Source organism: Haemophilus sp. UMB1048, from assembly GCF_030218125.1.
Taxonomy (GTDB): Bacteria; Pseudomonadota; Gammaproteobacteria; order Enterobacterales; family Pasteurellaceae; genus Haemophilus_D.
In genome coordinates this window covers 109,841-135,147 of record NZ_JASOPB010000003.1, presented here as the reverse complement: position 1 = coordinate 135,147, position 25,307 = coordinate 109,841, and the positions used below count along the sequence as shown (strand labels likewise).

The window sequence follows — 25,307 nt, the reverse complement described above, 5'->3', positions numbered from 1 at the left end:
ATCCTTCCTTGTTTTACACACGCTCCACTAATTGTTTGAAGAACCCTTTTTCTAATTGCAATAATTCTGCATAAGTGCCTTTTTCAATTAGCTTCGCTTCATCAATCACAAAAAGTTCATCAAATTGCTCGATCGCCGTTAAGCGGTGAGTCACCATAATTAAAGTTTTATTTTCAGCATGGGCAAGAGTTAAACGCAGAATTTGGCGCTCAGTTTCGCGGTCTAAACCTTCAGTTGGCTCATCTAATAATAAAATTGGCGTATCATTAAGCAAAATACGCGCTAAGCCTAAACGACGTTGTTCTCCACCAGAAAGTGGACGGCCGCCATCACCTAACCAAATATCTAAGCCTTGTTCTTGTTCCAACAATTTGCCTAAACCAACCTGATTTAACACCTCAATCATTTTTTCATCTGAAATCTTGACCGCACTTGCGAATTGCAGATTTTGACGAAGTGTATCGCTAAATACATGAACACGTTGCGTTAAAAAGCAGAATTGGCTGCGTAATGTGTCTTCGGCGTAATCAGCAATCGGCTTGCCAGCAAGAAATAGCTGACCTTGGTTTGCATCGTAATTGCGTACTAAAAGCTGTAATAACGTGGATTTTCCGCTGCCTGTTTTACCTAAAATTGCGACTTTTTTACCTTTTTGAATGGTTAAATTCAAATTCTCTAAAGCACGATTTTGACGTTCAGGATAAGTGAAAGAAAGATCTTTCGCTTCAATTAATGTTGTGGCGTTTTGATCGAACTCCGCTTTGCCATTAAAGGTCACTAATGGTTGCTGTTCGATAATATCTGTCACGCGTTCAGCCGACGCAATGACTTGCCCGATATGTAAGAACGCAGAACCTAATGGCATTAAGATTTCAAACGATGCAAGGGCCGCAAAAGTGAAGAGCGCAATAAATGCCATACGATATTCATCGTTGCCAAATTCCGCTTGTGAGCTAAACCACAACATTGCGGCAATAATCAAACCATTTAAGAAGAGTGAAAGTGCGGTTGAAAATCCGCTTAAATTGGCTTCTTTTTGTTGGTCTGCTTGCCAATTAGCTTCAGTTTTAGCCATGTTATCTTTCAATTTATCTTCGGCATTAAAGAGCAATAATTCCGCTTGTGCTTGGATAAATTCTAAGAATTGGGTGCGATAAAGCGCACGTGAATGCACAAGTTTATCGCCAAATTTTTTACCCAGTTGGTAGAAAACGGTTGGAATGACGAATACTAATAAAAGCAGGCTCGCACCTAGACCTAAGGCTAAAGGTGCATTGACAAAACTTAGGCCAATACACATAGCTAGAATCACAAAAATAGCCGTAATAAATGGCGCAATTAAGCGAAGATAGAGACTATCCAGCGTATCCACATCAGACACTAAGCGGTTTAATAAATCGCTGTTACGGTAGCGATTTAACACAGCAGGACTTAATGGAATAATTTTCTCAAAAACTTGTACCCGTAATTTAGCCAAAATGCGGAAAGTCGCATCGTGTGTTACCAACTTTTCAAAATAACGGAAAAGGGTACGGCCAATGGCAAGCCCACGCACAGAGGCAGAAGGATAGAAGAAATTAAATAACGTGCCAAGACCCGCAATGGCCGTTGCCGCTAAAAACCAACCCGATGTGGTCAGCAAGCCTATGCTAGATGCAAGGCCCGTAATCATTAAAACTAAGCCTAAAAATAAAGGCAACTTGGCGAATTTAAATAAACGTAAAAAGGGAAGTAAAGCACGCATTATTGAATATCCTCTTTTCGTTGAGCCAATAATTCGGCAAAGAAGCCTTGATCTTTTAATTGGTTGAAATGCCCTTGTTGAACAATTTCACCTTCTTGCATCACAAAAATATTGTCGCATTGTTTTAGATCTTCAATACGGTGTGTGATCATTAAGGTCGTTTGGTTATGGCTCATTTCTGCAAGGGCTGCAAGTACCAGATTTTCAGACTGAGCATCGAGGCTAGCTGTTGGCTCATCGAGTAATAATAAATTGCCTTTGCGTAGTAAAGCGCGAGCGATCGCTAAGCGTTGAGCTTGGCCTACAGATACACCTATGCCGCCATCTTTAATTTCGCTATCAAAGCCTAATTTATCGGTAAACTCTTTTGCTTGAGCAGAAATCAAAGCTTGCTCGATTTGTGCGTCGGTGGCTTGAATATCACCCAAAAGTAGATTTTCTTTGATGCTACCTTGTAGTAGTAATGGGTTTTGCCCCACCCACGCAATTTGTTTGCGCCAGTCGCTTAAACGGCTTTGATTAAGTTCCACACCGTTAATTTTTAAGCTGCCTTCATAAGGCAAGAAACCGAGTAATACATTGATTAAAGAGGTTTTTCCTGCGCCACTTTGGCCCACAAGGGCAATATGGCTTTCTTTCGGAATATGGAATGAAAGTGGCTTAGTTAATGGTTGACCTTGTGGAGAAAGTGCCACTAAATTTTCAGCCTGAATTTCGACCGCACTTTGTGCTGGAATTTGTTCATTGCCTTGATGGGCAATTAAATAATCCGCTTCTAAGAAATCGACAATGGCATCAGCAGCACCAATACCGGCTGCACGATCGTGATAGTAAGTACCTAGATCACGTAATGGTTGATAAAATTCTGGTGCCAGAATTAAGCAGAAAAAGCCGGTAAACAAGGTCAGCGTGGTGCCATAAGTACCAAATTCGACTTGGCCTAAATAGCTAAAACCAAAATACACCGCCATTAAAGCAATGGAAATTGAGGTGAAAAACTCTAACACAGCAGAAGAGAGAAACGCCATTTTAAGTACGGCCATGGTCGTTTCACGGAAGTCTTCCGTTGTGTTTTCAATATGTTGTGTTTGTTCCGAAGTGCGGTTGAAAAGACGCAAGGTTTCTAAACCGCGTAAGCGATCCAAGAATTGTGCACTTAAGCGAGAAAGGGTTGCCATATTTTTTTGGCTGCTATCTGCTGCTGCAATTCCTACTAGAATCATAAAAATTGGTACAAGTGGTGCAGTGACCATCAAAATCAATCCTGCCGCCCAGTTGAGTGGGAATACAGCAATTAAAATCACCATTGGTACAATGGCAGACAAACTTTGTTGTGGTAAGAAACGCGCATAGAAGTTATGCAGATTTTCCACTTGTTCAAGCATGATACTTGCCCAGCTTCCGGCTGGTTTATTATTGATGGTGGCCGGCCCAACTTGATGGATTTTATCTAAGATCTTTTGGCGCATGTGATTGCGCAGTAATCGACCTGCTTTAAAGCCAATTTTTTCGCGTAGCCATAAAATAACCGCACGCAAAGCAAAAGTAATGATTAATGTAATAAAATATGGAACCAGTTCAGTGCGATCGACATTTTGCATAATCAGCTTGTCGAGCAATGTCGCAAGAAAATAGGTTTGAGCCACAAGAATTAAGGAAGAAAGTGTGGCAAGGGCAATATTGGTGCGCATTAATTTTTTAACAGGTTGTTGCTGCGCACGAAGCCATTTTTGTAAATATTTTTGGCGAAGTTTGTCCATAGATTTGTAGAGTTAGTATTTAAAAAGTTCTCCCTCTCTATTGAGAGGGAGCTTGAAGGGCGAGTTTATTGATACAAAATTGATTCTTTAAAATCTCCCTTAACCCTTCTTGGCTAAAGAGGGGAAAATAAATAAGGAAATTTATTTATTCTTGTGCATCTAAATAACGTTCAGCATCTAATGCTGCCATACAGCCTGTACCCGCTGAAGTAATGGCTTGGCGATAGTTGTGATCCATTACATCTCCCGCAGCAAATACGCCTTGCACTGATGTTGCTGTTGCATTGCCTTCAAGACCAGATTTAACGACGATATAACCGTTGTTAAGTTCAAGCTGACCTTGGAAGATTTCAGTGTTTGGCGCATGACCGATAGCAATAAATAAACCGTCTAATTTCACGTCTTCTTTTTCGCCAGTTTTTACGTTTTCTAAACGTACACCTGTTACGCCCATGTTATCGCCTAACACTTCATTCAAAGTGCGGTCAGTATGAAGCACGATTTTGCCTTCTTCGACTTTTTTGTATAAGCGATCGATTAAGATTTTTTCTGCACGGAAGCTATCACGGCGGTGGATTAAGTGCACTTCAGACGCAATATTAGCCAAGTAAAGTGCTTCTTCAACGGCAGTATTTCCACCACCGACAACAGCAACCGGTTTATTGCGATAGAAGAAACCATCACAGGTTGCGCAAGCTGAAACACCACGGCCTTTATAAGCGCTTTCTGATTCTAATCCGATATAACGTGCTGATGCCCCTGTTGCGATGATTAATGCATCACATGTGAAGGTTTGCATATCGCCATAAAGTTTGAATGGGCGAGAAGATAAATCGACTTTATTGATATGATCAAACACGATTTCCGTTTCAAATTTTTCGGCATGTTGCAACATACGTTGCATTAAACCTGGACCAGTGGTCATTTCAAAATCACCCGGCCAGTTTTCAATTTCATCAGTAGTGGTAAGTTGCCCGCCCTGTTGAAGACCGGTCACTAAAACAGGTTTTAAGTTTGCACGTGCGGCATAAATAGCGGCGGTATAACCTGCAGGACCTGAACCTAAAATTAATAATTTGCTGTGTTTAACGTCTGACATAAAGAATCCTTTGTTTATAAAATAAAGCATGAGGCTTTTGGAATTCGTTCATTATAAAGCCTTCATGCATAAAAAAATAGTTGATCGTATTAGTAAAGCAATGAATACAGCAATCGGCGATATTTATTGGTGATAGGATCTGCATTGCCAATGGCTGATAAAATAGATAAAAACTGTTGTTTCACTTCACCATTTTCTGCAGAAAGATCTTGTTTAAGAATGCTAAATAATAAATCCAATGCTTCTTCGTTTCGATTGGCTTGATGTAGCTGAACAGCCAATTTCAACGCAATTTCAGGCGTTGGATTTTTCGCATAATCCGCTTGTAATTGCTGAATTTCTGGCGTATCGGCTGCTTTAATTAAAAGATCAATCTGTGCTTGTAAACCATGCCAACGGCTGTCGCGATCCTGAATCGGAATTTGCGCTAAAATATCTGCCGCAGGTTCCGTTTTCTTCATAGCAATATAGGTTTCCGCATAAAGTAATGCCACATCGCTGTTTTTCTTATCCGAAAGTTCCCAGGCTTCTTTCAGTAATGGAAGAGCAGAGTCGTAATCTTCCACTTGTAAAAAATCCAAGGCTTTTTGGAATTTTAAATCTTCTTCTTTCGGCAAAATGGCGCTTAAACGTTGTAATAAGCTGGCTTCATCTAATGCACCAGGGAACGCATCTAATGCCTGTGCCTCTTTGAAAAGATAGGTTGTTGGTAACGCTTGAATACGAAATTGAGCAGCAATCATTTGCTCCGTTTCACAATTGACTAAGCCTAGAATAAATTGTCCTTGGTGTTGTTCTGCAACACGTTGTAGAACTTTTGCAAAATCTGCCGATTCTTTATGGCTTGGCGCATAAAAGTTAATGACAAGCGGGGTTTCCACCGAACGTTGCAACGTTTCAGTAAGATTTTGTTCGTTCAGTTCAACTAAAAAAGGTAAATCTGCCATTTTTATTCCTTGATAAATGGAAAATGATGCCTGATTTTAACAAAGTGCGGTCAGTTTTAGAAATGTTTTACAGGAAAAGAAAAGGGCAGTGTTAATCTGCCCTTATTCGCTATCTATTTTTATTCTTTTGTTTCTTCCACTTTATCTTCAGGAAGCACGAGGTTAAGAATTAAGGCAAGTAATGAACCTACAGTAATGCCTGAACCGAGCACTTCTTTGAAAAAGTGCGGTAATTTATCAAGCAATTCTGGACGAGTCGTCACGGCTAAGCCACAGCCAATGGAAATCGCGATAATTAAACCATTACGTTTGCTACGAGCCACTTTATCCAACATTTGGATACCTGCAGCGATAATCATCGCGAACATCATTAAGCCTGCACCGCCTAATACTGGTAATGGAATTGATACAATTAATGCACCGAATACAGGAAATAAGCCCGCTAGCGCTAGAAGCACACCGGTTAGCGCAACCACGTGACGGCTTGCCACGCCAGTTAGAGAAATGACGCCAATGTTTTGTGAGAATGAAGAGAATGGCGTGGTAGACATAATGGCAGCTAAGGCTGAACCTAAACCATCGGCTAAAACGCCACCGCGTAAATGTTTGCCGGTGATTTCTGTTTGAGTCGCATTACCCAGTGCTAAGAAGTTACCGCTTGATTCAACGATCGTGACTAAGTACGCAATGGACATGCCGATTATACCTGAAATTGGGAAAGCTAAGCCAAAGTGTAGTGGTTGCGGAATCGCGAAAGTTTGTGCTTGTTTTACACCTTCAAAGCTCACCCAACCCATCGCCAAACAAACAATATAACCTGTCATCATGCCAATAACGATCGCTGCGGCGGAGAAAATGCCTTTGCCCCATTGTACGAGTGCAACCACGATCACCAACACAAAGCTCGCCATCATTAAATTTTCAGGTGTTGCATAATTCGCATCACCACGTTGCCCACCCGCGAACCAGTCAACGGCAACAGGAATCAGGCTTAAACCGATCATCATAACGACAGTACCAGTCACAATCGGTGGGAACAATTTACGAATATACGGCATAAAGAAACTGCCGATAATCATCACTAGTGAACCAACAAGAGAAGCCCCTAAAATACCGGCAATACCATATTCACTAAAACCAATGGCAAGTGCTGCGGCAACGAAAGTAAAACTGGTTCCCATCACACTTGGCAAACGAATGCCCACAGGCCCCAAGCCTTTACATTGAATAACTGTCACCACGCCAGAAATCAAGAGTGCAGCATTCACTAGCGTAATGGTGTCTTCGGTAGGTAATTTTAAGACGTTACCAATGACCAATGGTACAGCAATAATTCCCCCAAGTGCGGCAAGTAAATGTTGTGCCGCAAGGAGTAAACTCAATCCGAAAGGTGGTTTGTCTTCCACCGTATAAAGCAGGTTGTTATTCATTAGGTTTCCTTAAGTAAAAAAATTGTGCGAATTATACGTTAATTTTTATTTACCGCAAACGTTTGCGTAAAGAAAATAAAAAAGTGCGGTTAAAAATTACGTGATTTTCAACCGCACTTGTTTGATTTAAAGGCTACATCCAGAACAGATAAGCAATGGTTGCGATAATGACCATACAGGTTAAATCAATAAATTTACCCACGCGGATCATTTCGGATTGTTTAACAAAACCTGTGGAGTACACAATTGCATTCGGTGGTGTACCAACCGGCATCATAAAGGCACAAGATGCCCCGAGGCCGATAATCATCGCAAAACCAAGCGGTGGCATATTCAGTGCTTGTGCGATAGAAATAAAGATTGGAACCAGTAAAGCTGCACTTGCTGTGTTTGACGTAAATTCAGTCAAGCAGACAATAAAGGCTGCAACAATTAATGCCATCACATAGTAGTGGCCCCCCTCAATAATGAAGACTATACCATCTGCCATGATTTTACTTGCACCTGAATGAGTGAGTACAGAACTTAAGGTTAAGCCGCCACCGAAGAGAAATAATACGCCCCATTCTGTATTTTCTTGCACTTCTTTCCAGCTTGCGATACCGGTTACACAGATGACAATTGCTGCTGAGAGCGCAACCATACTGTCAAAGCTGCCAATTGGTTTTGGTAAACCTAATAATTGAGAAAGAATAGGGTTGATGTAGCCACCAAAAATCCAAAGAATCGCCACGGTCACAAAAATAGTTAAGGTTAAAATCCGTTTTTTCGTCATGTGAATTTTGGCAAATTCCGCATCAAAACGAAGGCCAAGTTTGGGTTTAAAAACAAGGTATAACCAACCAATAATTACAGGGAATAAAATCAGCATGACTGGAGTGCCATACATTAACCAGTCTGCAAAACCTAAATGAAGTTGAGATGCTGCAATAGCATTCGGTGGGCTACCTACAAGGGTTCCCATACCACCGATGGTAGCACTATAAGCAATGCCTAATAATACGAATACATAAGTATTGTGATCTTTATTACGGTCTAACTGACTTAAAATAGTCATTGAAAGTGGGATCATCATTGCAGCAGTAGCGGTATTGCTCATCCACATGGACAAAAATGCTGTTGCGACAAATAAATAGAGTACAGCAACAGATAACCGACCCCGCGCTAACTGCATGATTTTATTAGCGATCATTTGATCGATTTTTTGCGCATTTAATGCCGTTGCAAGCGCAAAACCACCAAAGAATAAGAAGATTGTGGGATCTGCAAAGGCTACGAGGGCTTCGCGACTATCAGCTAATCCTAATAGAACAGATAGAATTGGAACGAATAATGCAGTGATGGTTACACTAACTGCTTCGGTGAGCCATAGAATGGCCACAAATGCGAGTAAAGATAATCCTTTATTCTCAGCAGGGGCAAAAGGAAGTGTATTGAGTAGAATAAAAAAGAGAGCTACATCAGAAAGGAATATAATAGTTTGTTTATTCCATGCTTTTCGTTGAGAGTTTGTGACAGATATTACTTGCATATTTTTTCCTATATTTTTAAGGCCGGCGATTTTAGCATAACAGGCCTCAGTCAGGAAATAATGCATACTAAAAATTGATTATAATAAAAGAAAGAGCTGTCAAAACTGGATGCTTTTTGACCGCACTTCATAATTAAATATCAATTTAGTGAGATAAATTAACGAGATAAAATCGCTTTCACTTGCTTTTGTAATGTTGGAACTATCTCTTGTTCAAACCATGGATTTTTCTTGAGCCAAATTTGGTTGCGTGGAGAAGGGTGAACGAGAGGGAGAAATTGAGGCAGAAAATCACGGAAATGGTGAACCGTTTCAGTCACATTAAGCTCGTTTTCTGGTAAATAATATTTTTGTGCATATTGCCCGATAAGAATGGTGAGTTCTATATTGGGCAAGTTAGCTAAAATCGGCGCATGCCATTTCTCTGCAAAGCCTTTGCGTGGCGGTAAATCACCAGATTTGCCTTTCCCAGGGTAATAAAAATCCATCGGGATGACTGCAAACATACCCGAGTGATAAAAGGTATCACGATCCACCCCCAGCCATTCACGTAGTCGATCACCACTTTTATCATTCCAATATAAACGACTTTCTTGGGCTTTAATTCCAGGTGCCTGTCCGACGATATTAATACGAGCGCTAGTTGGTGCAGCAAAAAGCGGTTCGATACCTTTTGCAGTAAAAGATTGATTATCGGGATCTTGCATGATTGATTGGGTAATTTGAGCAAGTGTTAGCATGGTATTTCCTTCTTTGTTGAAATAAAAATAGCTCACTTTTGATGAGCTATTTTATCATAATAAATATCGCGACATTATAGGTGTTTCACTCGACGTTTTACTTCTTCTTGCTTGCCCGCATTGAATGGACGAGCGTCAGGGCTACCGAGATAGCCACAAACTCGTCGGGTCACGGAGACTTTTGCACTGTCATGATTACCGCATTTAGGGCAGACAAAGCCTTTACTTGTGCAATTAAATTCTCCTGTGAAACCACATTCGTAACATTCATCAATTGGCGTATTAGTGCCGTAATAAGGCACGCGATCGTAGCTATAATCCCATACATCTTCGAGTGCTTTCAGGTTATGTTGAATATTTGGATATTCGCCATAACAGATAAAGCCGCCACTCGCTAATTCAGGATAAGGCATTTCAAAGTCTAATTTATCGTATGGATTCACTTTTTTCTCTACATCTAAGTGATAGCTGTTAGTGTAGTAGCCTTTATCGGTAACGCCGTCAATGACACCAAATTGTTTGGTATCTAAACGGCAGAAACGATCACATAAGTTTTCACTTGGTGTGGAATAAAGGCTAAATGCATAACCCGTTTCTTTCTGCCATTGTTTTACCGCTTCATTTAAACGACGCACAATCGCGATGCCTTTTTCACGCAGTTGTTCATCGTCAAAAATATGCCCTTGTTTGTACAGTGCATTGATGGTTTCGTGAATACCAATATAGCCTAAAGAAATTGATGCTCGTCCATTTTTGAAAATATCCGCAACATTATCGTCGGCGTTTAGTCGAACACCACAAGCGCCTTCCATATAGAGAATTGGCGCGACACGGGCTTTGGTATTTTCTAAGCGAGCAATACGGGTAAGCAAGGCTTTCTTCGCGAGGGCTAAGCGTTCATCTAAAGTGCGGTAGAATTTTTCTTCGTTTCCTTGAGCTTCAAGAGCAATACGGGGCAGATTCAAACTCACCACACCTAAATTATTGCGACCATCATGCACTTCATGCTCGTTTTCTTCATAGGCACCCAAGAAGCTACGACAACCCATTGGGGCTTTGAATGAACCTGTGACTTTAACCACTTGATCATAGTTTAAAATATCGGGATACATGCGTTTTGAAGCGCATTCTAATGCCAGTTTTTTAATGTCATAGTTCGGATCTCGTTCGTTTTGGTTCACGCCTTTTTTAATGGTAAAGACCAGTTTAGGGAAGACCGGTGTTTTATGATTTTTACCCAAGCCACGAATACGGTTTTTCAAGATTGATTGCTGAATTAAACGTTCTTGCCAACTTGTGCCTAAGCCAAAACCAAAGGTAACAAACGGCGTTTGGCCATTTGACGTATGGAGCGTATTGACTTCATATTCAAGGGATTGAAACGCATCAAAACATTCTTTTTCAATTAGTGCTTTTGCATAACCTTCAGCATCAGGAATTTGCCATTGTGCGGCATTTTTTAAATGTTTTTCGAAGCTGAGTTGAACATAAGGCGCAAGCACTTCATCAATGCGATTAATGGTTGTACCACCATAAATATGGCTGGCGACTTGAGCGATAATTTGTGCGGTAACCGCTGTTGCCGTGCTGATAGATTTCGGTGGTTCAATTTCGGCATTGCCCATTTTAAAACCATGTGAAAGCATGCCTTTTAGATCAACGAGCATGCAGTTAAACATCGGGAAAAATGGCGCGTAATCTAAGTCGTGATAGTGGATTTCCCCTTTTTCATGGGCTTCAACAACATCTCTTGGCAGAATATGACGTTTGGCATAATGTTTTGCCACAATACCCGCCAGTAAATCACGTTGGGTAGGGATAACTTTCGCATCTTTATTGGCATTTTCATTAAGCAATTCCACATTGCTTTGCTCAATCAGCCCTTCAATTTCTTTGGTTAATTGGCTGCGTTTCTCACGCGCAAGGTCGCGATCGTGACGATATTCAATATAAGCACGTGCAATTTGTGGATACTTACTTGTCATTAAGTGATTTTCAACAATTTTTTGAATCTGGTTGATATCAATTTCATGCTGATAATGACTAAAAATTTCAGTATTAATCTGCTGGCTCAGATCATGGATATACATTTCATCAACAATATTGACCGCACTTGCTGCTTTTTTGATTGCATTAGTAATACGTTGTAGGTCAAACCCAATTCGTGAACCATCACGCTTAATCACGAAGAAAGCATTCATTTTATGACTCCTGTAAGGTAGCTATGAAAAAAAAACGAAATCACTATATATAGTTTTATTTAATAGATCAACACACAACATGTAGTGTTATTTTGTATTTTTTGATGGTTAAAATTGAGTCGAAACCTTGTTAAATCTGGAAAGAAAGAGTGTTTTTGTTGAGAATTATTCTCAAATTATTTTTTAATAAATTTGATATAAATCAAGTTTTTTAGCAATAAAAAACGGACGAAAAATCGTCCGCTCTTTAAGTCATAGAAAAGAAATTAAGCTGCAACCATTACCATAGCAGGGCGAATCACACGACCATTTAAGGTATAGCCTTTTTGTAAAACAGTGGTGATTTGGTTGCTTTCAAACCCTTCAGCTGGTTGCATAGAGATGGCTTGGTGGAGATCCGGGTTAAAGGTTTCACCCACTGCGCCAACAGGTTCAACACCAAAGCGAGCCACCGTTGAGAGTAACTCTTTTAAGGTTAGCTCCACACCATCGAATAACGCTTTGATGCTTTCATCTTCCTTATTGGCAGGTGTTGAAAGCGCACGCTCTAAGTTATCAATGGTATTTAAAATGTCTTTTGAAAATTTTTCTAATGCAAATTTATGCGCTTTTTCAACATCTTGTTCGCTACGACGACGCATATTGTCAATTTCTGCACGAGTACGAAGCAATAAATCTTGTTCTTTTTTAGATGTTTCTTCTACTTGTGCTTTTAATTGTTCTTCAAGCTCTTGTACACGAGCGATCGCTTCTTCTAACGGATCTTCCGTTGAAGTGGTTTCCTGCTGAATTTCTTCAACAAGTTCTTCATTTTCATTTAAGTTTTGTGCTTGTTCTGACATCTTTTTCTCCATTTATCAAAAATTAGTGCTATTTTAGCAAAACTGAATTGCTATGTAATATAATGGCTAAAATTTTAAATTCAAGTGCGGTCAGAAATCGATGAGTTTGCACTTGGGAGCAATCATAGTTATGGATGAATTAGTCAAATCATTTAAAACCATCGCTTTGATGGGAAAACCACGTCGCGATATTAATTTGCAAATGCACAAAAACTTGTATCAATGGCTGAAAGAGCGAGGATATCGAGTTTTAGTGGAAAAAGACGTCGGTGAAAAATTTGGTTTACCCGAAGAGGTTTTAGCGACAGTTGAACAAATCGGTGAGCAAGCACAGCTTGTGATTGTGATCGGTGGTGATGGCAATATGCTAGGGCGTGCTCGTATTTTGGCTAAATATCATATTCCAATGATTGGCATTAACCGAGGTAACTTGGGCTTTTTGACTGATATCGACCCCAAAAATGCTTATGCACAGCTTGAAGCTTGTTTAGAACGCGGCGAGTTTTTTGTCGAAGAGCGTTTTTTATTGGAAGCTAAAATTGAACGCAATGGTGAAATTATTTCTAGTGGTAATGCAGTAAATGAGGCGGTGATTCACCCCGCTAAAATTGCGCACATGATTGATTTCCATGTTTATATCAACGATAAATTTGCCTTTTCTCAACGTTCAGATGGCTTGATTGTTTCCACCCCAACCGGTTCAACGGCTTATTCGCTTTCCGCAGGCGGCCCGATTTTAACGCCAAATTTAAATGCGATTGCCCTTGTGCCGATGTTCCCACACACACTTTCTTCTCGACCATTAGTAATTGATGGAGACAGTAAAATTTCAATTCGCTTTGCAGAACATAACACTTCACAGTTGGAATTAGGCTGTGATAGTCAAATTGCACTCGATTTTTGCCCAGATGATGTGGTGCATATTGAAAAATGTCCGCATAAACTGCGCCTATTACACCTGAAAAATTACAATTATTACAATGTATTAAGCACGAAATTAGGCTGGCTTAAAAATTTCTAATCCAAAAAGTTAAAAATCTCTTTACTGTATATTATATCAGTTATAATATATGGATATACAGTTAAGGAGATTTTTTATGCTAACCCAACTTACCATCAATAATTTTGCAATTGTTCGTCAATTAGAGATTGAATTGGCGAAAGGAATGTCTGTGATCACGGGGGAAACCGGTGCAGGAAAATCCATTGCTATTGATGCGTTGGGATTATGCTTGGGACAGCGTATTGAAACCTCTATGGTTCGAGAAGGGCAGGAAAGAGCTGAAATTTGCGCGACATTTTTTATTGAACCAACTAACCCCGCTTATCAATGGTTGCAAGAGCAAGAATTGCAAGATCCTGATAACCCCTCCGATTGTATTCTACGCCGTGTCATTAATGCAGATGGGCGTTCTAAAGCCTTTATCAATAGCACGCCAGTATCGGCTTCCCAATTAAAAGAAATTGGGCAATATCTTATTCATATTAATGGGCAGCATGCTTCACAGCTCTTATTGAAAAATGATTATCAGCTTCAGTTGGTAGATACATTTGCGCATCACAATGATTTACTCGCTCAAATGCGAGAAGATTATCGAGCGTGGAAAAATCTTCAAACGCAAGTTAAAACCTTCCAACAAAAAGTTGCCGAAAATGAAGCGAAGAAACAACTTTTACAATATCAGGTAGAAGAGTTGGATGAGTTTGCACTTCGTCCAAATGAATATTTAGAATTGGAAGAGGATCAACGTCGTCTATCAAATAGCGAACAATTGACACAATTATCTCAATCAGCCTTACAGCTACTCAGTGAAAATGAAACAGTGAGCATTGATTCTATGCTTTATCGTGCGACACAGTATATTGATGAATTAAGTGAGTTAGATCCTCGATATGCTTCCGTTCAAACAATGTTGAATGATGCACTCATCCAAGTGCAAGAGGCGACAAGTGAAGTTCAACATCTTGCTTCTCATATTGAGCAAGATCCGATTCTACTACAAGAGATTGAGCAACGTTTAGGACAAGCTTTACAACTTGCACGAAAGCATAATGTCAAACCTGAAGAGTTGGTGGAGTGGCATCAAAAATTAAAAGCAGAATTGACCGCACTTTTAGATTTTTCAGAAAGTGAAGAACGCCTGATTCTAGAAGAAAAAGCCGCCTTTGAGAAAATGCAAAATACGGCAAAACAATTACATGAAAGCCGTTGCCAAGCTGCAGAGAAATTAGCCCAACAAGTGACGAATTCCATTAAAGGGCTTGCAATGGAGAATGCCGAGTTTTTCATTGAAGTGAATTCAGATTTAACGAAAGTTGCGGCAAATGGGGCAGATAATATCGTCTTTACTTTACGCAGTAATTTAGGACAACAAGCACAACCGCTAGCAAAAGTGGCATCAGGTGGTGAGTTGTCTCGTATTTCATTAGCAATTCAAGTATTAACATCGGATCAATCGGCGATTCCAACGCTGATCTTTGATGAAGTTGATGTCGGTATTAGTGGTAAAACAGCGAGTGTAGTGGGTAAATTGTTGCGTCAATTAGGCGATAAGTGCCAAGTACTGTGTGTGACCCATTTACCACAAGTGGCGTGTCATGGGCATCATCAATTTAATGTTGAGAAATTTACAGTTGATGATAAAACAGAAACCAAAATGACCGCACTTTCTCAAGAAGAACGCGTTCCTGCCCTTGCAAGATTACTCGGTGGTAGTGAAATTACGGATCTTGCTTTAGCAAATGCACAAGAGATGTTGGATTTAGTTAAATAAAATCAGGTAAATAAATGGGTGTTTGTCACCCATTTAATGTATTAATGAGTGAATTCTGTCGTAAAGCTTAGATTCTTCTTGTCACATTTCAAAAATACTTGATAGAAATGCTTGCTTATTAGTCAAAAAAGCGTATTATAGACGTCTATACGTCAATACATCTAAAAGAAGAGAACTTATGTCTAGCTATTTATTTACTTCTGAATCAGTTTCAGAAGGACATCCAGATAAGATTGCCGATCAAATTTCCGATGCGGTACTTGATGAAATTTTAAAACAAGATCCTAAAGCTCGTGTGGCTTGCGAAACCTATGTCAAAACAGGGATGGCGTTAGTGGGTGGTGAAATTACTACATCAGCATGGGTTGATATTGAAAACCTTACTCGCCAAGTGATTTGTGATATTGGTTATAAACACTCTGAAATGGGGTTTGATGGCAATTCTTGTGCTGTATTAAATGCGATTGGCAAACAGTCATCGGATATTAATCAAGGTGTAGATCGTGAGAATCCATTAGATCAAGGTGCGGGTGACCAAGGGATTATGTTTGGTTATGCGACAAATGAAACGGAAGTTTTAATGCCTGCAGCGATTACTTATGCGCACCGTTTAATGGAAAAACAAGCGGAAGTACGTAAAAGTGGCAAATTAGCGTGGTTACGACCTGATGCGAAAAGCCAAGTTACTTTAAAATATGAAGATAACAAAATCGTGGGTGTGGATGCAGTCGTCCTTTCAACACAACATAGTGAAGAAGTCTCACAAAAAGAAATTTATGAAGGCGTAATGGAAGAAATCATCAAGCCAATTCTGCCAAGTGAATGGTTATCTCAACAAACAAAATATTTCATTAACCCAACCGGTCGTTTTGTGATTGGCGGACCTATGGGCGACTGTGGTTTAACTGGTCGTAAAATCATTGTCGATACCTACGGCGGTGCAGCTCGTCATGGTGGAGGTGCATTTTCTGGTAAAGATCCATCAAAAGTAGACCGTTCAGCTGCTTATGCAGCACGTTATGTGGCTAAAAATATTGTTGCAGCAGGTCTTGCAGATCGTTGTGAAATTCAACTTTCTTATGCAATTGGCGTAGCTGAGCCAACCTCTATCATGGTGGAAACCTTCGGTACAGGAAAAGTATCCAACGAAGTATTGGTTAAGTTAGTGCGTGAATTCTTCGATTTACGTCCTTATGGTTTAATTAAAATGTTAAATTTAATTCAACCAATTTATCGTCAAACTGCTGCGTATGGACACTTCGGCCGTGAACAATTCCCATGGGAAAAAGTGGATCGTGCAGAAGAATTGCGAGCTGCAGCCGGTCTTAAATAAGTAAATAAAATGTGTATGATAAAAACCGCTAAATTAGCGGTTTTTGTTTACTTAACATGATGATGTCATCTCAAACTCAGTTTCGGCATTTAAAAATGCAGGTACAGCGTAAACTTGCAGAAACATTACAACTGGCTGAAAATCACTTTCAACGGAAATTTCCTATTCCGACAATCAGTTATGACTTGCGAGGTGTAAAGGCTGGCGTTGCATACTTGCAGAAAAATGAGATTAAATTTAACCGCACTTTACTACTCGAGAATTCAGATGAATTTATTCATCAGGTGGTTCCACACGAATTAGCCCACCTTATTGTGTATCAAGTATTTGGGCGAGTGAAACCGCATGGAAAGGAATGGCAAGCGGTGATGACGCAGTTATTCAATCTTCCGGCTGATACTTGCCATCAATTCGATGTGGAAAGTGTACAGGGTAAAATGTTTGCTTATCAATGCGAATGTCAGACCCATTATTTAACGATTCGTCGGCATAATCGCATTCAACGCGATAAAATTGCCTATTTATGTCGAAAATGTCAGGGAAAATTGGTTTTTCATAGTGAAAATTAATGAGTGCTGTGATATATTCGTAATGTTTTCAATCAAATAACAGGGGTTATCCAATGAAAAAATCATTATTAGCTATCGTTGTCGGTGCATTAGCGGTTGCTTCAACAGCAAACGCAGGTTTATATGCAGAAGGTGATCTAGGTCTTTCAAGAACTAAATTAAGCAATGGTGGTTCAAGCAAAACTAAAGTTGAACCTCGTGTTGCAGTAGGTTACAAATTAGGTAATATGCGTGTAGCAGGTGATTATACTCATCACGGCAACTTCCAAGGCACTAAAGTTCAAGGTTTAGGTGCGACAGTATTCTATGACTTCGATACCAACTCTCAAATTGAACCTTATGTTGGTGCTCGTCTTGCGGCAAACCGTTTCAAATTTGAAGAGCGTGCGGATCAACGCTATAAAAGCTCTTCTGAAACCAAAGTGGGTTATGGTGTAGTTGCGGGTGCTAAATATAAATTAGCAGAAAAAGTGTATGCAAACGGTGGTTTAGAATATAACCGTTTAGGTAGCTTTGACGATACTAAAGTGAATAACTATGGCGCTAAAGTGGGTGTAGGTTACGAATTCTAATTTCCCTTTTGAAAAGTGCGGTTGATTTTCACCGCACTTTTTCTTTTGGATGTGAAAATTTGTATCGGGCTAATCTATTTGTGATTAATTCATGTAGCAGTTAAAATCCTCGTTCTAAATGAATTGAGGATTTTTTGTTTTTAGAGGTGAGAATATGATTATCGTTTATGGCATTAAAAACTGTGATACAGTAAAAAAAGCATTGAAGTGGCTAACTGAACATAATATTCAACATAAATTACATGATTATCGTGTGGATGGATTAGATACTCAATTCTTACAACAAGCAGAAGCTCAATTTGGTTGGGAAAATTTAGTCAATAAACGTAGTACGACTTGGCGTAATCTTGATGAAAATGTGAAAAATACACTCTCGAAATCTACCGCACTTTCCGTATTAGCTGAAAATCCAACGTTAATCAAACGCCCGATTATTCTGCAAGATGGTAAGGCATTGATTGGCTTCAACGAAAAAGAATATATTGCAGTATTTAAGTAGTACTAAAGTAGAGAATTTATTTTTACTTGTTTATCTACTTATTAGAACTACTAATTTTGATTAAAAAAGGAAATATAAAAATGAATAATGAACAACAAAGTGAACAGCAAAAAGCCATACGACGTTTTTTTATTGGGAGTTTTTTTATTGCATTAGTATGCGCTGCCGTCGTTGATTTATTTCTTGCTTCAATGGATGGCAGCTCATCAGATGACGTGGTATGGGTATTTTTTTATACTTTTTTTATCGTATTTATACCTAGTGCGATTACAACGTTTGTTTTTTACATCACTCAGGAAAAAGCAAGTAGCTACTATTCGCGGTATTTGTTACTGGCACTTTTGATGCCGCCTTTTTTAATTCCGCTCTTGGCCACATTATTCGATTTGATTTATTTAAACAGTTGGCATGATGCTATTGATACGCTTGTAGAGTATTATCTAACGCACGGTATTTTGGCTTGTATATTGGGAGTAGTTCAACTGGTATTGGCAGCCATATGCTTGCCATAAATGCATAATGCACAATAATTTTTTAACCTTGCCTTTTATTAAAGGTTGGAGACTTTCTTACTGCTTATTAGAGTTATTAATTTTATTTGAAAGGAAATATAAAAAAATGAATAATGAACAACAAAATGAACAGCAAAAAGCCATACGACGTTTTTTTATTGGGAGTTTTTTTATTGCATTAGTATGTGCAGTCATTATTTCTGAATTTGTTGGAGAGGCATTTTTTCTTTCTTTTCTTATTTCATTTATACCTGGGGTGATGACAACACTTATCTTTTTTGTTACTCGGGAAAAAGCAAGTCGCTATTATGGGCGGTATTTATTGGTGGCATTTTTTATGCCTTTTTTAATCCCTATTATCGTCGGATTATCTTTGCATTTTGTTGATTTAAACTGGGATAGCACTATTGATACAATTATAGGAGCTTATTTTTTATTAGGCCTTCCTTGTACTATTTTGGGGATAGTTCAATTGGTGCTAGCAGTAGTATGTTTACCAGAAATGCGTAAGTAAATAGTCATCTTTTAACCTTGCCTTTCGCACTTAATAAGAATAAGATTCATTACAGTATTGTTGCAATCTCAATCATTGATGTGAAAAATGTTTCATAACGGTTGCGTATTTGTTTGAAAGATTTTATGTGGTTGAATTGTAGTTTTTATGACTCAAGTGCCAAAACAAGGGATTGATTATGCATAACAAATCTTATTTTGCTCTCCTTCCTCTTTCATTTTTTATATCTAATGCTTTTGCTGAGGATACGCAGCCTGTAACACTACTGGATCCTATTGTAGTAACAGGTGTTACTCAGACGAATACCAATTCAGTCAAACTTAATCCTAAAACAACGCTTCAACCTTTACCTGCTGGTGATGGTGCAGATTTATTACAATCTGTGGCAAATATGAGCGTGATTCGTAAAGGTGGGAGTTCTGGCGATCCGTTATTTCGCGGGTTAGGTGGTTCTCGCTTGAACATTCAAGCAGACGACCAATTCATTTATGGTGGGTGTAGCAACCGAATGGATCCGCCAACAGCTTATATTTTCCCATCAGCTTATGATGAAGTTGTAGTGACCAAAGGTCCCCAAACTGTAACTGAAGGTTCTGGCTTGGTGGCTGGCGCAGTTCGTTTTGTGCGTAAAGAGCCTGAATTTGATACTCAAAATACCTATTTAAACGGCAGTGTAACGCTTGGCGGAAACAAACGTAGAGATGCTTATTTCGATGCGATGGCGGGTGGTAAATATGGCTATTTACGTACGAGTATGTCACACAATGAGGCGGGGAATTACAAAGATGGCGATGGCAATCGAGTTCATTCCTCTTTTGAGCGCCGTAATCAAATGTTACAGCTTGGTTTCACACCGACAGAAAACACCTTATTGACCGGGACTTATGAACGTAGTCGAGGCGAAGCGGCTTATGCAGATCGAATGATGGATGGGAGTAAGTTTGATCGTGATGCGTGGAATGTGCGATTTGTACAACGTAATATTACACCGTGGTTCACTGAACTTGAATTACGTTACGGTCAAAGCAAGATTGATCATGTGATGGATACTTATAGTATGCGTTATTTAAGCATGATGGGAAATCAAGTTAAAAAAGCAATGAATCCAAAACGTGAAACCAATACAGGGCATTTGAAAGCAACCTTTGATTGGTCGGATATTAATTTGCAAACAGGCATTGATTATATGCGTGATAAACATCTTTCACGTATGGAAATGAATGGTGAGGGCTATAGACACAAGCCTTATCAACCACAGCAAAACTTTACTCAATGGGGCGGATTTGTTGAAGGTGCATGAACGGCAAGTGATAGTCGTAAGTTTATTTCTGGTTATCGTTATGATGAAGTGAAAGCTGAATACGACACTTTAATGGCGAATCACCCAAATAAACACCATACGTATGGTTTACATTCAGGTTTCTTCCGTTGGGAAGAAGAAATCAATGGCATTAAATATTATGCAGGTGTAGGGATTGCAGAGCGAGCGCCAGATTATTGGGAACGCCGTGCAAGCCAAGTTTTAGATAAAGAGCAAAACCGTCAAATTGATACGGGATTGATGTGGAAGAATGACACCTTTGATTTTTCTGTGTCGCTATTTGGTAGTGATGTCCACGATTTCATTATGTTAGAACGAGTAGGTAAAGATGTCTCGGCTCGTAATATCAAGGCAACTCGATTAGGCGGCGAAATTGAAGGTAAATGGAAATTTGCTCGTCACTGGGAAATCGGTAGTAGTCTCGCTTATACCTATGGTAAAAATCGCACGGACGACCGTCCACTTGCACAAACACCGCCATTAGAATGGAAAAATTCATTAACTTGGGATAATGAAACCTTGAGTGCGGGAATATTATGGCGAGTGGTTTCGGCACAAAAACGCTATGCAACAGGACAAGGCAACATTATTGGGCAGGACATTGGCGCTTCAGCAGGCTTTGGAACCTTATCCTTTAATACAGGGTGGAAAATTAATAAATATGCCACTTTGCAGGGCGGAATTGATAACTTATTTAATAAATCCTATGCAGAATTTGTAAGTAAAGGCGCAGATCCTTCAGCGGGACTTCAAACTGTTCGAGTGAACGAGCCTGGACGTCAATATTGGTTACGTTTGCAAGTTCAATTCTAGGATTCTTCATAAACTAATAAAAACGGATAACGAGGTTATCCGTTTTTTATTTGAACAGATTTAAATTGAAGGAAAATTTTGTTAAATTAGACCGCACTTTTAGCAGTCACTGAATATTATGAAACAAAAAACTATTGAGCTTGCACAAGCATTAATTCGTCGCCCCTCTATTAGCCCGAATGATGAGGGCTGTCAGCAACTAATTGCGGAACGTTTAGAAAAACTCGGCTTTCAAATTGAATGGATGCCTTTCAACGATACGTTAAATTTATGGGCGAAGCATGGTAGTGGTGAGCCAGTCATCGCCTTTGCTGGGCATACCGATGTGGTACCGACGGGAGATGAAACGCAATGGACTTATCCGCCGTTTTCTGCCGAAATTGTGGATGATATGCTTTATGGTCGTGGTGCGGCAGATATGAAAGGCTCATTGGCAGCAATGATTGTAGCGGCGGAGGAATATGTGAAAGCCAATCCGAATCATAAGGGGACGATTGCTTTGTTGATTACTTCTGACGAAGAAGCTGCCGCGAAAGATGGTACCGTGCGTGTTGTCGAAACCTTAATGGCGCGCGGTGAGAAAATCACTTATTGCATGGTAGGCGAGCCGTCTAGCTCGAAAACATTGGGTGATGTGGTTAAAAATGGCCGTCGTGGGTCGATTACAGGTAATCTCTACATTCAAGGTATTCAAGGTCATGTAGCTTATCCTCATTTAGCGGAAAACCCAATTCATAAAGCCGCCCCTTTCTTGCAGGAATTAACCACCTATCAATGGGATAATGGTAACGAATTTTTCCCGCCAACCAGTTTGCAAATTGCGAATATTCATGCAGGCACAGGGAGTAATAATGTCATCCCAGGTGAGCTTTATGTGCAATTCAATTTACGTTATTGTACGGAAGTTACAGATGAAATTATTAAGCAGAAAGTGGCAGAAATGCTCGAAAAGCATGGTTTGAAATACCGTATTGATTGGAATTTATCAGGTAAACCATTTTTAACTAAACCGGGCAAATTATTAGATGCATTAACGACGGCAATTGAGCAAACAACCGGTATTACGCCACAAGCAGAAACTGGTGGTGGAACCTCTGATGGACGTTTTATTGCATTGATGGGTGCTGAAGTCGTAGAGTTTGGGCCGCTTAATGCAACGATTCATAAAGTGAATGAATGTGTAAACGTTGATGATCTTGCCAAGTGCGGTCAAATTTATCATCAAATGTTAGTAAATTTATTGGACAAGTAAGATGAAATTAACGCCAGAAATGTTAACCGGCAAATCTCGTGAACATTTGATCAATTTGCCTACACCTCATTCTCCTAATCATTTTTTGCAAGCAGAGGCAATGAAAGCGTTTCAAGGATTGCAACAAAGTGCGGTCAGAAATGGCTTTAATTTGCAACCCGCGAGTAGCTTTCGTGATTTTGAACGTCAACAACTCATTTGGAACGGTAAATTTAACGGTGAACGCAAGGTTCATGATGATGCGGGAAATCCATTAGATTTAGCGCTGTTAGATGATTGGCAAAAAGCACAAGCTATTTTACGCTGGTCAGCGCTTCCAGGTGGCAGTCGTCATCATTGGGGAACAGAAATCGATATTTTTGATCCTGATCTTTTGCCTCAAGGTCAATCTTTACAACTTGAACCTTGGGAATATGAAAAGGGGGGGTATTTTTTTGAGCTTAGTGAATTTCTTACTGAAAATCTACCGCACTTTGATTTTGCTTTGCCATTTATCAGTCAGCCAGAAGGTAAAAAAATCGGCCGAGAGCCTTGGCATATTAGCTATTTACCGTTGGCAGAGCAGGCTTCACGATTATTTACGCCAGATGTGCTATTGCAAGTTTGGCAGCATGAAATCGTAGCTGGAAAAGAAACGTTAATTGAACATTTACCAGAGATTTTTGAGCTATATGTGGTTTAACAAAAAACGCAGCAAGTCGCTGCGTTTTTTTATGGTTTGATTAATTCTTTTTATTCTTTTCTAAGGATTTGTGCTGAATCTTCACATCCTTACCTTTAGCTTGGAAATATTCACCAATTTGTTGAGCGATATAAACAGAACGATGTTTACCACCCGTACAACCAATGGCAATGGTGAGATAGCTTCGGTTATTTTGCTCTAACATCGGTAACCACGTTTCAATGTAATTGCGTGTTTGGTAGATAAAATTATTCACTTCATCATGCGCAAGTAAAAATTGTGCAACAGGTTCATCAAGCCCCGTCAGTGGGCGCAGTTCTGGGTTCCAGTGCGGGTTAGGCAGAAAACGCACATCAAAGACATAATCCGCATCAAGTGGAATGCCATATTTAAAGCCAAACGATTCAACCACGATCTTAAGTTCTTTATCTGTATTACCGCGTAAAACTTCTCTTAAACGTTCAGATAACGCATGAGTGGAAAGTGGCGCAGTATCAATAATAAAATTAGCATGTTGAATTAAAGGCTCAAGTTGTTGATACTCTAAATCAATCGCTGATTCAAGCGGGAGATCTTGTGCCGAAAGTGGATGAAGACGACGTGAATCGCTGTAACGGCGAATAAGTGTACTACGATCGCTGTCTAGAAAGATGATTTTGACGGAATAAGAGGCTTGAATATCAGTCAAAATTTTGTCTAAATCAGCACTGGAATGAGGAAGATTTCGAATATCAAGGCTGATTGCAACAGCCGATTGAGTGTTAGCAAGAATCTGCGTGAGTTGAGGAAGTAAATTGAGAGGAAGGTTATCCACGCAATAATAGCCCATATCTTCCAAGGCTCGTAATGCGACAGATTTCCCAGCTCCGGAGCGACCGCTGATAATAATAATTTCCATCTGCGTGATTCCTTATGGTTGGTAGGTTATACCTCTTGAGGTGCAATATTATCTAAATTTGTGTCGTCTTCAGATTCCTCTGAATGATCGGCACATTCAAAAATTTGCCAAATTTCATCCGCACTTTGCGCTGAACGAAGTTGTTTAATTAAGTTTTTATCAGTTAATTTTTCATTGATTTCTGCCAGAACAGGAATATATTCTTGGCAGTGATTTTCGGGTACGAGCACAGCAAAAACGATATCCACCGGTTTATTATCGGCGGCATCATATTCGACAGGCGTTTCTAATTGCATAAATACCGTCAGGATCTTATCTGACACAGTAGCAGGTAACTTAGCTTTAGGCATGGCGACACCATTGCCTAATCCTGAATTACCTAATTTTTCTCGTTCAAATAAACATTCAAAACAAGCTTGTTCACCATTTTCAGAGTGAAGTTTTTCCACAACGAAAGTGGCAATAGATTCAAATAATCGTTTCTTGCTAGAAAAAGCAACCCCCTGACGAATATCATCAGGGGAGAGCAGAGTCGTAAATTTCATAGGTTATAGTTTAAATTGTTCGCCTAAATAGACACGTTTAACGTGCTCATCATTCATGACTTCTTCCGGTGTGCCGGTCGCGATAATTTTCCCTTCGCCAACAATGTAAGCTCGTTCACAGACATCAAGGGTTTCGCGTACGTTATGGTCGGTAATCAACACACCTAAGCCACGATTACGGAGATCCGTGATGATTTTCTTAATATCCGTGACTGAAATTGGGTCTACACCCGCAAAAGGTTCATCTAATAAAATAAATTTTGGATTTGCTGCTAGGGCGCGTGCAATTTCCACACGACGACGTTCACCACCAGAAAGAGATTGTCCTAGGCTATCACGAATATGGCCAATATTGAACTCATCAATTAACTCATCCGCTCTCTCTCTGCGCTGCTCAGCAGTGAGATCTTTACGAATTTCTAATACCGCCATAAGATTTTCATATACCGTTAAACGGCGGAAAATAGAGGCTTCTTGTGGTAAATAGCCAATTCCTCGACGAGCACGTTCATGCATAGGTAATACGCTAATATCATCGCCGTCAATAGTAATCTTACCTTGATCGTGACGTACTAGACCCACCACCATATAGAAAGTAGTAGTTTTACCCGCACCATTAGGACCAAGTAAGCCAACAATTTCATTGGAGTTTACGGTTAAACTCACATCAGAAACCACTTTTCGGCTCTTGTAACTTTTTGCGAGAAATTCAGCTTGTAATACAGACAT

At 39.7% G+C, this 25,307-nt stretch carries 24 protein-coding genes; 12 read left to right on the top strand and 12 right to left on the bottom strand.

The window, feature by feature from the left end; translation table 11 throughout:
* Positions 1–13: 13 nt before the first annotated feature.
* From cydC to grpE, 9 genes are all read right to left on the bottom strand, one after another.
* Positions 14–1,744, bottom strand: coding sequence for a cysteine/glutathione ABC transporter ATP-binding protein/permease CydC (gene cydC, locus QP437_RS03815; protein WP_285267008.1), 1,731 nt, complete (start codon positions 1,742–1,744; stop codon positions 14–16).
* Positions 1,744–3,504 (bottom strand): cysteine/glutathione ABC transporter permease/ATP-binding protein CydD, encoded by a 1,761-nt coding sequence (gene cydD / locus QP437_RS03810; protein ID WP_285267007.1) that lies wholly within the window; start codon positions 3,502–3,504, stop codon positions 1,744–1,746. Before cydD ends, cydC begins: the two co-directional genes overlap by 1 nt.
* Positions 3,505–3,649: 145 nt before the next feature.
* Positions 3,650–4,603: a thioredoxin-disulfide reductase gene (trxB, locus tag QP437_RS03805; RefSeq protein ID WP_285267006.1), complete on the bottom strand. Its 954-nt coding sequence runs from the start codon at positions 4,601–4,603 to the stop codon at positions 3,650–3,652.
* An 89-nt stretch (positions 4,604–4,692) separates the two neighbouring features.
* Positions 4,693–5,550, bottom strand: coding sequence for a co-chaperone YbbN (locus QP437_RS03800; protein ID WP_285267005.1), 858 nt, complete (start codon positions 5,548–5,550; stop codon positions 4,693–4,695).
* 119 nt (positions 5,551–5,669) lie between these two features.
* On the bottom strand, positions 5,670–6,980 hold the full coding sequence (locus QP437_RS03795; protein WP_054418118.1) for a nucleobase:cation symporter-2 family protein: 1,311 nt from the start codon (positions 6,978–6,980) through the stop codon (positions 5,670–5,672).
* A gap of 133 nt (positions 6,981–7,113) precedes the next feature.
* Positions 7,114–8,511, bottom strand: coding sequence for a DASS family sodium-coupled anion symporter (locus QP437_RS03790; RefSeq protein WP_285267004.1), 1,398 nt, complete (start codon positions 8,509–8,511; stop codon positions 7,114–7,116).
* A 158-nt stretch (positions 8,512–8,669) separates the two neighbouring features.
* Positions 8,670–9,251: a uracil-DNA glycosylase family protein gene (locus QP437_RS03785; RefSeq protein ID WP_285267003.1), complete on the bottom strand. Its 582-nt coding sequence runs from the start codon at positions 9,249–9,251 to the stop codon at positions 8,670–8,672.
* A 74-nt stretch (positions 9,252–9,325) separates the two neighbouring features.
* Positions 9,326–11,452 carry an anaerobic ribonucleoside-triphosphate reductase gene (gene nrdD, locus QP437_RS03780; RefSeq protein ID WP_285267002.1) on the bottom strand — a complete coding sequence of 709 codons (2,127 nt, stop codon included), beginning with the start codon at positions 11,450–11,452 and terminating at the stop codon, positions 9,326–9,328.
* 266 nt (positions 11,453–11,718) lie between these two features.
* Complete coding sequence (grpE, locus tag QP437_RS03775) at positions 11,719–12,294, bottom strand: nucleotide exchange factor GrpE (protein WP_285267001.1); 576 nt, start codon at positions 12,292–12,294, stop codon at positions 11,719–11,721.
* Positions 12,295–12,424: 130 nt separating this feature from the next.
* Between grpE and QP437_RS03770 the strand changes: the two genes are divergently transcribed.
* The 12 genes from QP437_RS03770 to QP437_RS03715 all read left to right on the top strand — a co-directional run bounded on the left by QP437_RS03770 (position 12,425) and on the right by QP437_RS03715 (position 23,135).
* A complete protein-coding gene (locus QP437_RS03770; RefSeq protein ID WP_197559258.1) occupies positions 12,425–13,315 on the top strand; it encodes an NAD(+) kinase in 891 nt (296 codons plus the stop codon).
* A gap of 76 nt (positions 13,316–13,391) precedes the next feature.
* On the top strand, positions 13,392–15,068 hold the full coding sequence (gene recN / locus QP437_RS03765) for a DNA repair protein RecN (RefSeq protein ID WP_285267000.1): 1,677 nt from the start codon (positions 13,392–13,394) through the stop codon (positions 15,066–15,068).
* 178 nt (positions 15,069–15,246) lie between these two features.
* On the top strand, positions 15,247–16,401 hold the full coding sequence (gene metK, locus QP437_RS03760) for a methionine adenosyltransferase (RefSeq protein ID WP_005696483.1): 1,155 nt from the start codon (positions 15,247–15,249) through the stop codon (positions 16,399–16,401).
* 56 nt (positions 16,402–16,457) lie between these two features.
* On the top strand, positions 16,458–16,970 hold the full coding sequence (locus tag QP437_RS03755; protein WP_285266999.1) for a SprT family zinc-dependent metalloprotease: 513 nt from the start codon (positions 16,458–16,460) through the stop codon (positions 16,968–16,970).
* A gap of 53 nt (positions 16,971–17,023) precedes the next feature.
* On the top strand, positions 17,024–17,542 hold the full coding sequence (locus tag QP437_RS03750) for an opacity family porin (protein WP_005699876.1): 519 nt from the start codon (positions 17,024–17,026) through the stop codon (positions 17,540–17,542).
* A gap of 154 nt (positions 17,543–17,696) precedes the next feature.
* On the top strand, positions 17,697–18,041 hold the full coding sequence (locus tag QP437_RS03745) for an ArsC family reductase (protein WP_005699881.1): 345 nt from the start codon (positions 17,697–17,699) through the stop codon (positions 18,039–18,041).
* Positions 18,042–18,121: 80 nt separating this feature from the next.
* Positions 18,122–18,553 carry a hypothetical protein gene (locus tag QP437_RS03740; protein WP_197546484.1) on the top strand — a complete coding sequence of 144 codons (432 nt, stop codon included), beginning with the start codon at positions 18,122–18,124 and terminating at the stop codon, positions 18,551–18,553.
* Between the two features lie 106 nt (positions 18,554–18,659).
* Positions 18,660–19,067, top strand: coding sequence for a hypothetical protein (locus QP437_RS03735; protein WP_285266998.1), 408 nt, complete (start codon positions 18,660–18,662; stop codon positions 19,065–19,067).
* Between the two features lie 178 nt (positions 19,068–19,245).
* The gene (locus tag QP437_RS03730) at positions 19,246–20,367 is read left to right on the top strand and encodes a TonB-dependent receptor plug domain-containing protein (protein ID WP_285266997.1); all 1,122 of its coding nucleotides are present in this window, start codon (positions 19,246–19,248) and stop codon (positions 20,365–20,367) included.
* Between the two features lie 24 nt (positions 20,368–20,391).
* Positions 20,392–21,201 carry a TonB-dependent receptor gene (locus QP437_RS03725; RefSeq protein ID WP_285267067.1) on the top strand — a complete coding sequence of 270 codons (810 nt, stop codon included), beginning with the start codon at positions 20,392–20,394 and terminating at the stop codon, positions 21,199–21,201.
* A gap of 118 nt (positions 21,202–21,319) precedes the next feature.
* Positions 21,320–22,453, top strand: a complete 1,134-nt coding sequence (gene dapE, locus QP437_RS03720; protein WP_285266996.1) for a succinyl-diaminopimelate desuccinylase — start codon at positions 21,320–21,322, stop codon at positions 22,451–22,453.
* A 1-nt stretch (position 22,454) separates the two neighbouring features.
* Entirely contained in the window at positions 22,455–23,135 is a 681-nt protein-coding gene (locus QP437_RS03715) for a M15 family metallopeptidase (RefSeq protein WP_285266995.1), read from the top strand.
* 40 nt (positions 23,136–23,175) lie between these two features.
* On the opposite strand, the gene rapZ is transcribed toward QP437_RS03715, so the two are convergent.
* The 3 genes from rapZ to lptB are packed head-to-tail and all read right to left on the bottom strand — an operon-like array spanning position 23,176 to position 25,307.
* Entirely contained in the window at positions 23,176–24,033 is an 858-nt protein-coding gene (rapZ, locus tag QP437_RS03710) for an RNase adapter RapZ (RefSeq protein ID WP_285266994.1), read from the bottom strand.
* A 26-nt stretch (positions 24,034–24,059) separates the two neighbouring features.
* Entirely contained in the window at positions 24,060–24,578 is a 519-nt protein-coding gene (gene ptsN, locus QP437_RS03705) for a PTS IIA-like nitrogen regulatory protein PtsN (protein WP_285266993.1), read from the bottom strand.
* A 3-nt stretch (positions 24,579–24,581) separates the two neighbouring features.
* Positions 24,582–25,307, bottom strand: a complete 726-nt coding sequence (lptB, locus tag QP437_RS03700) for an LPS export ABC transporter ATP-binding protein (protein WP_005696470.1) — start codon at positions 25,305–25,307, stop codon at positions 24,582–24,584.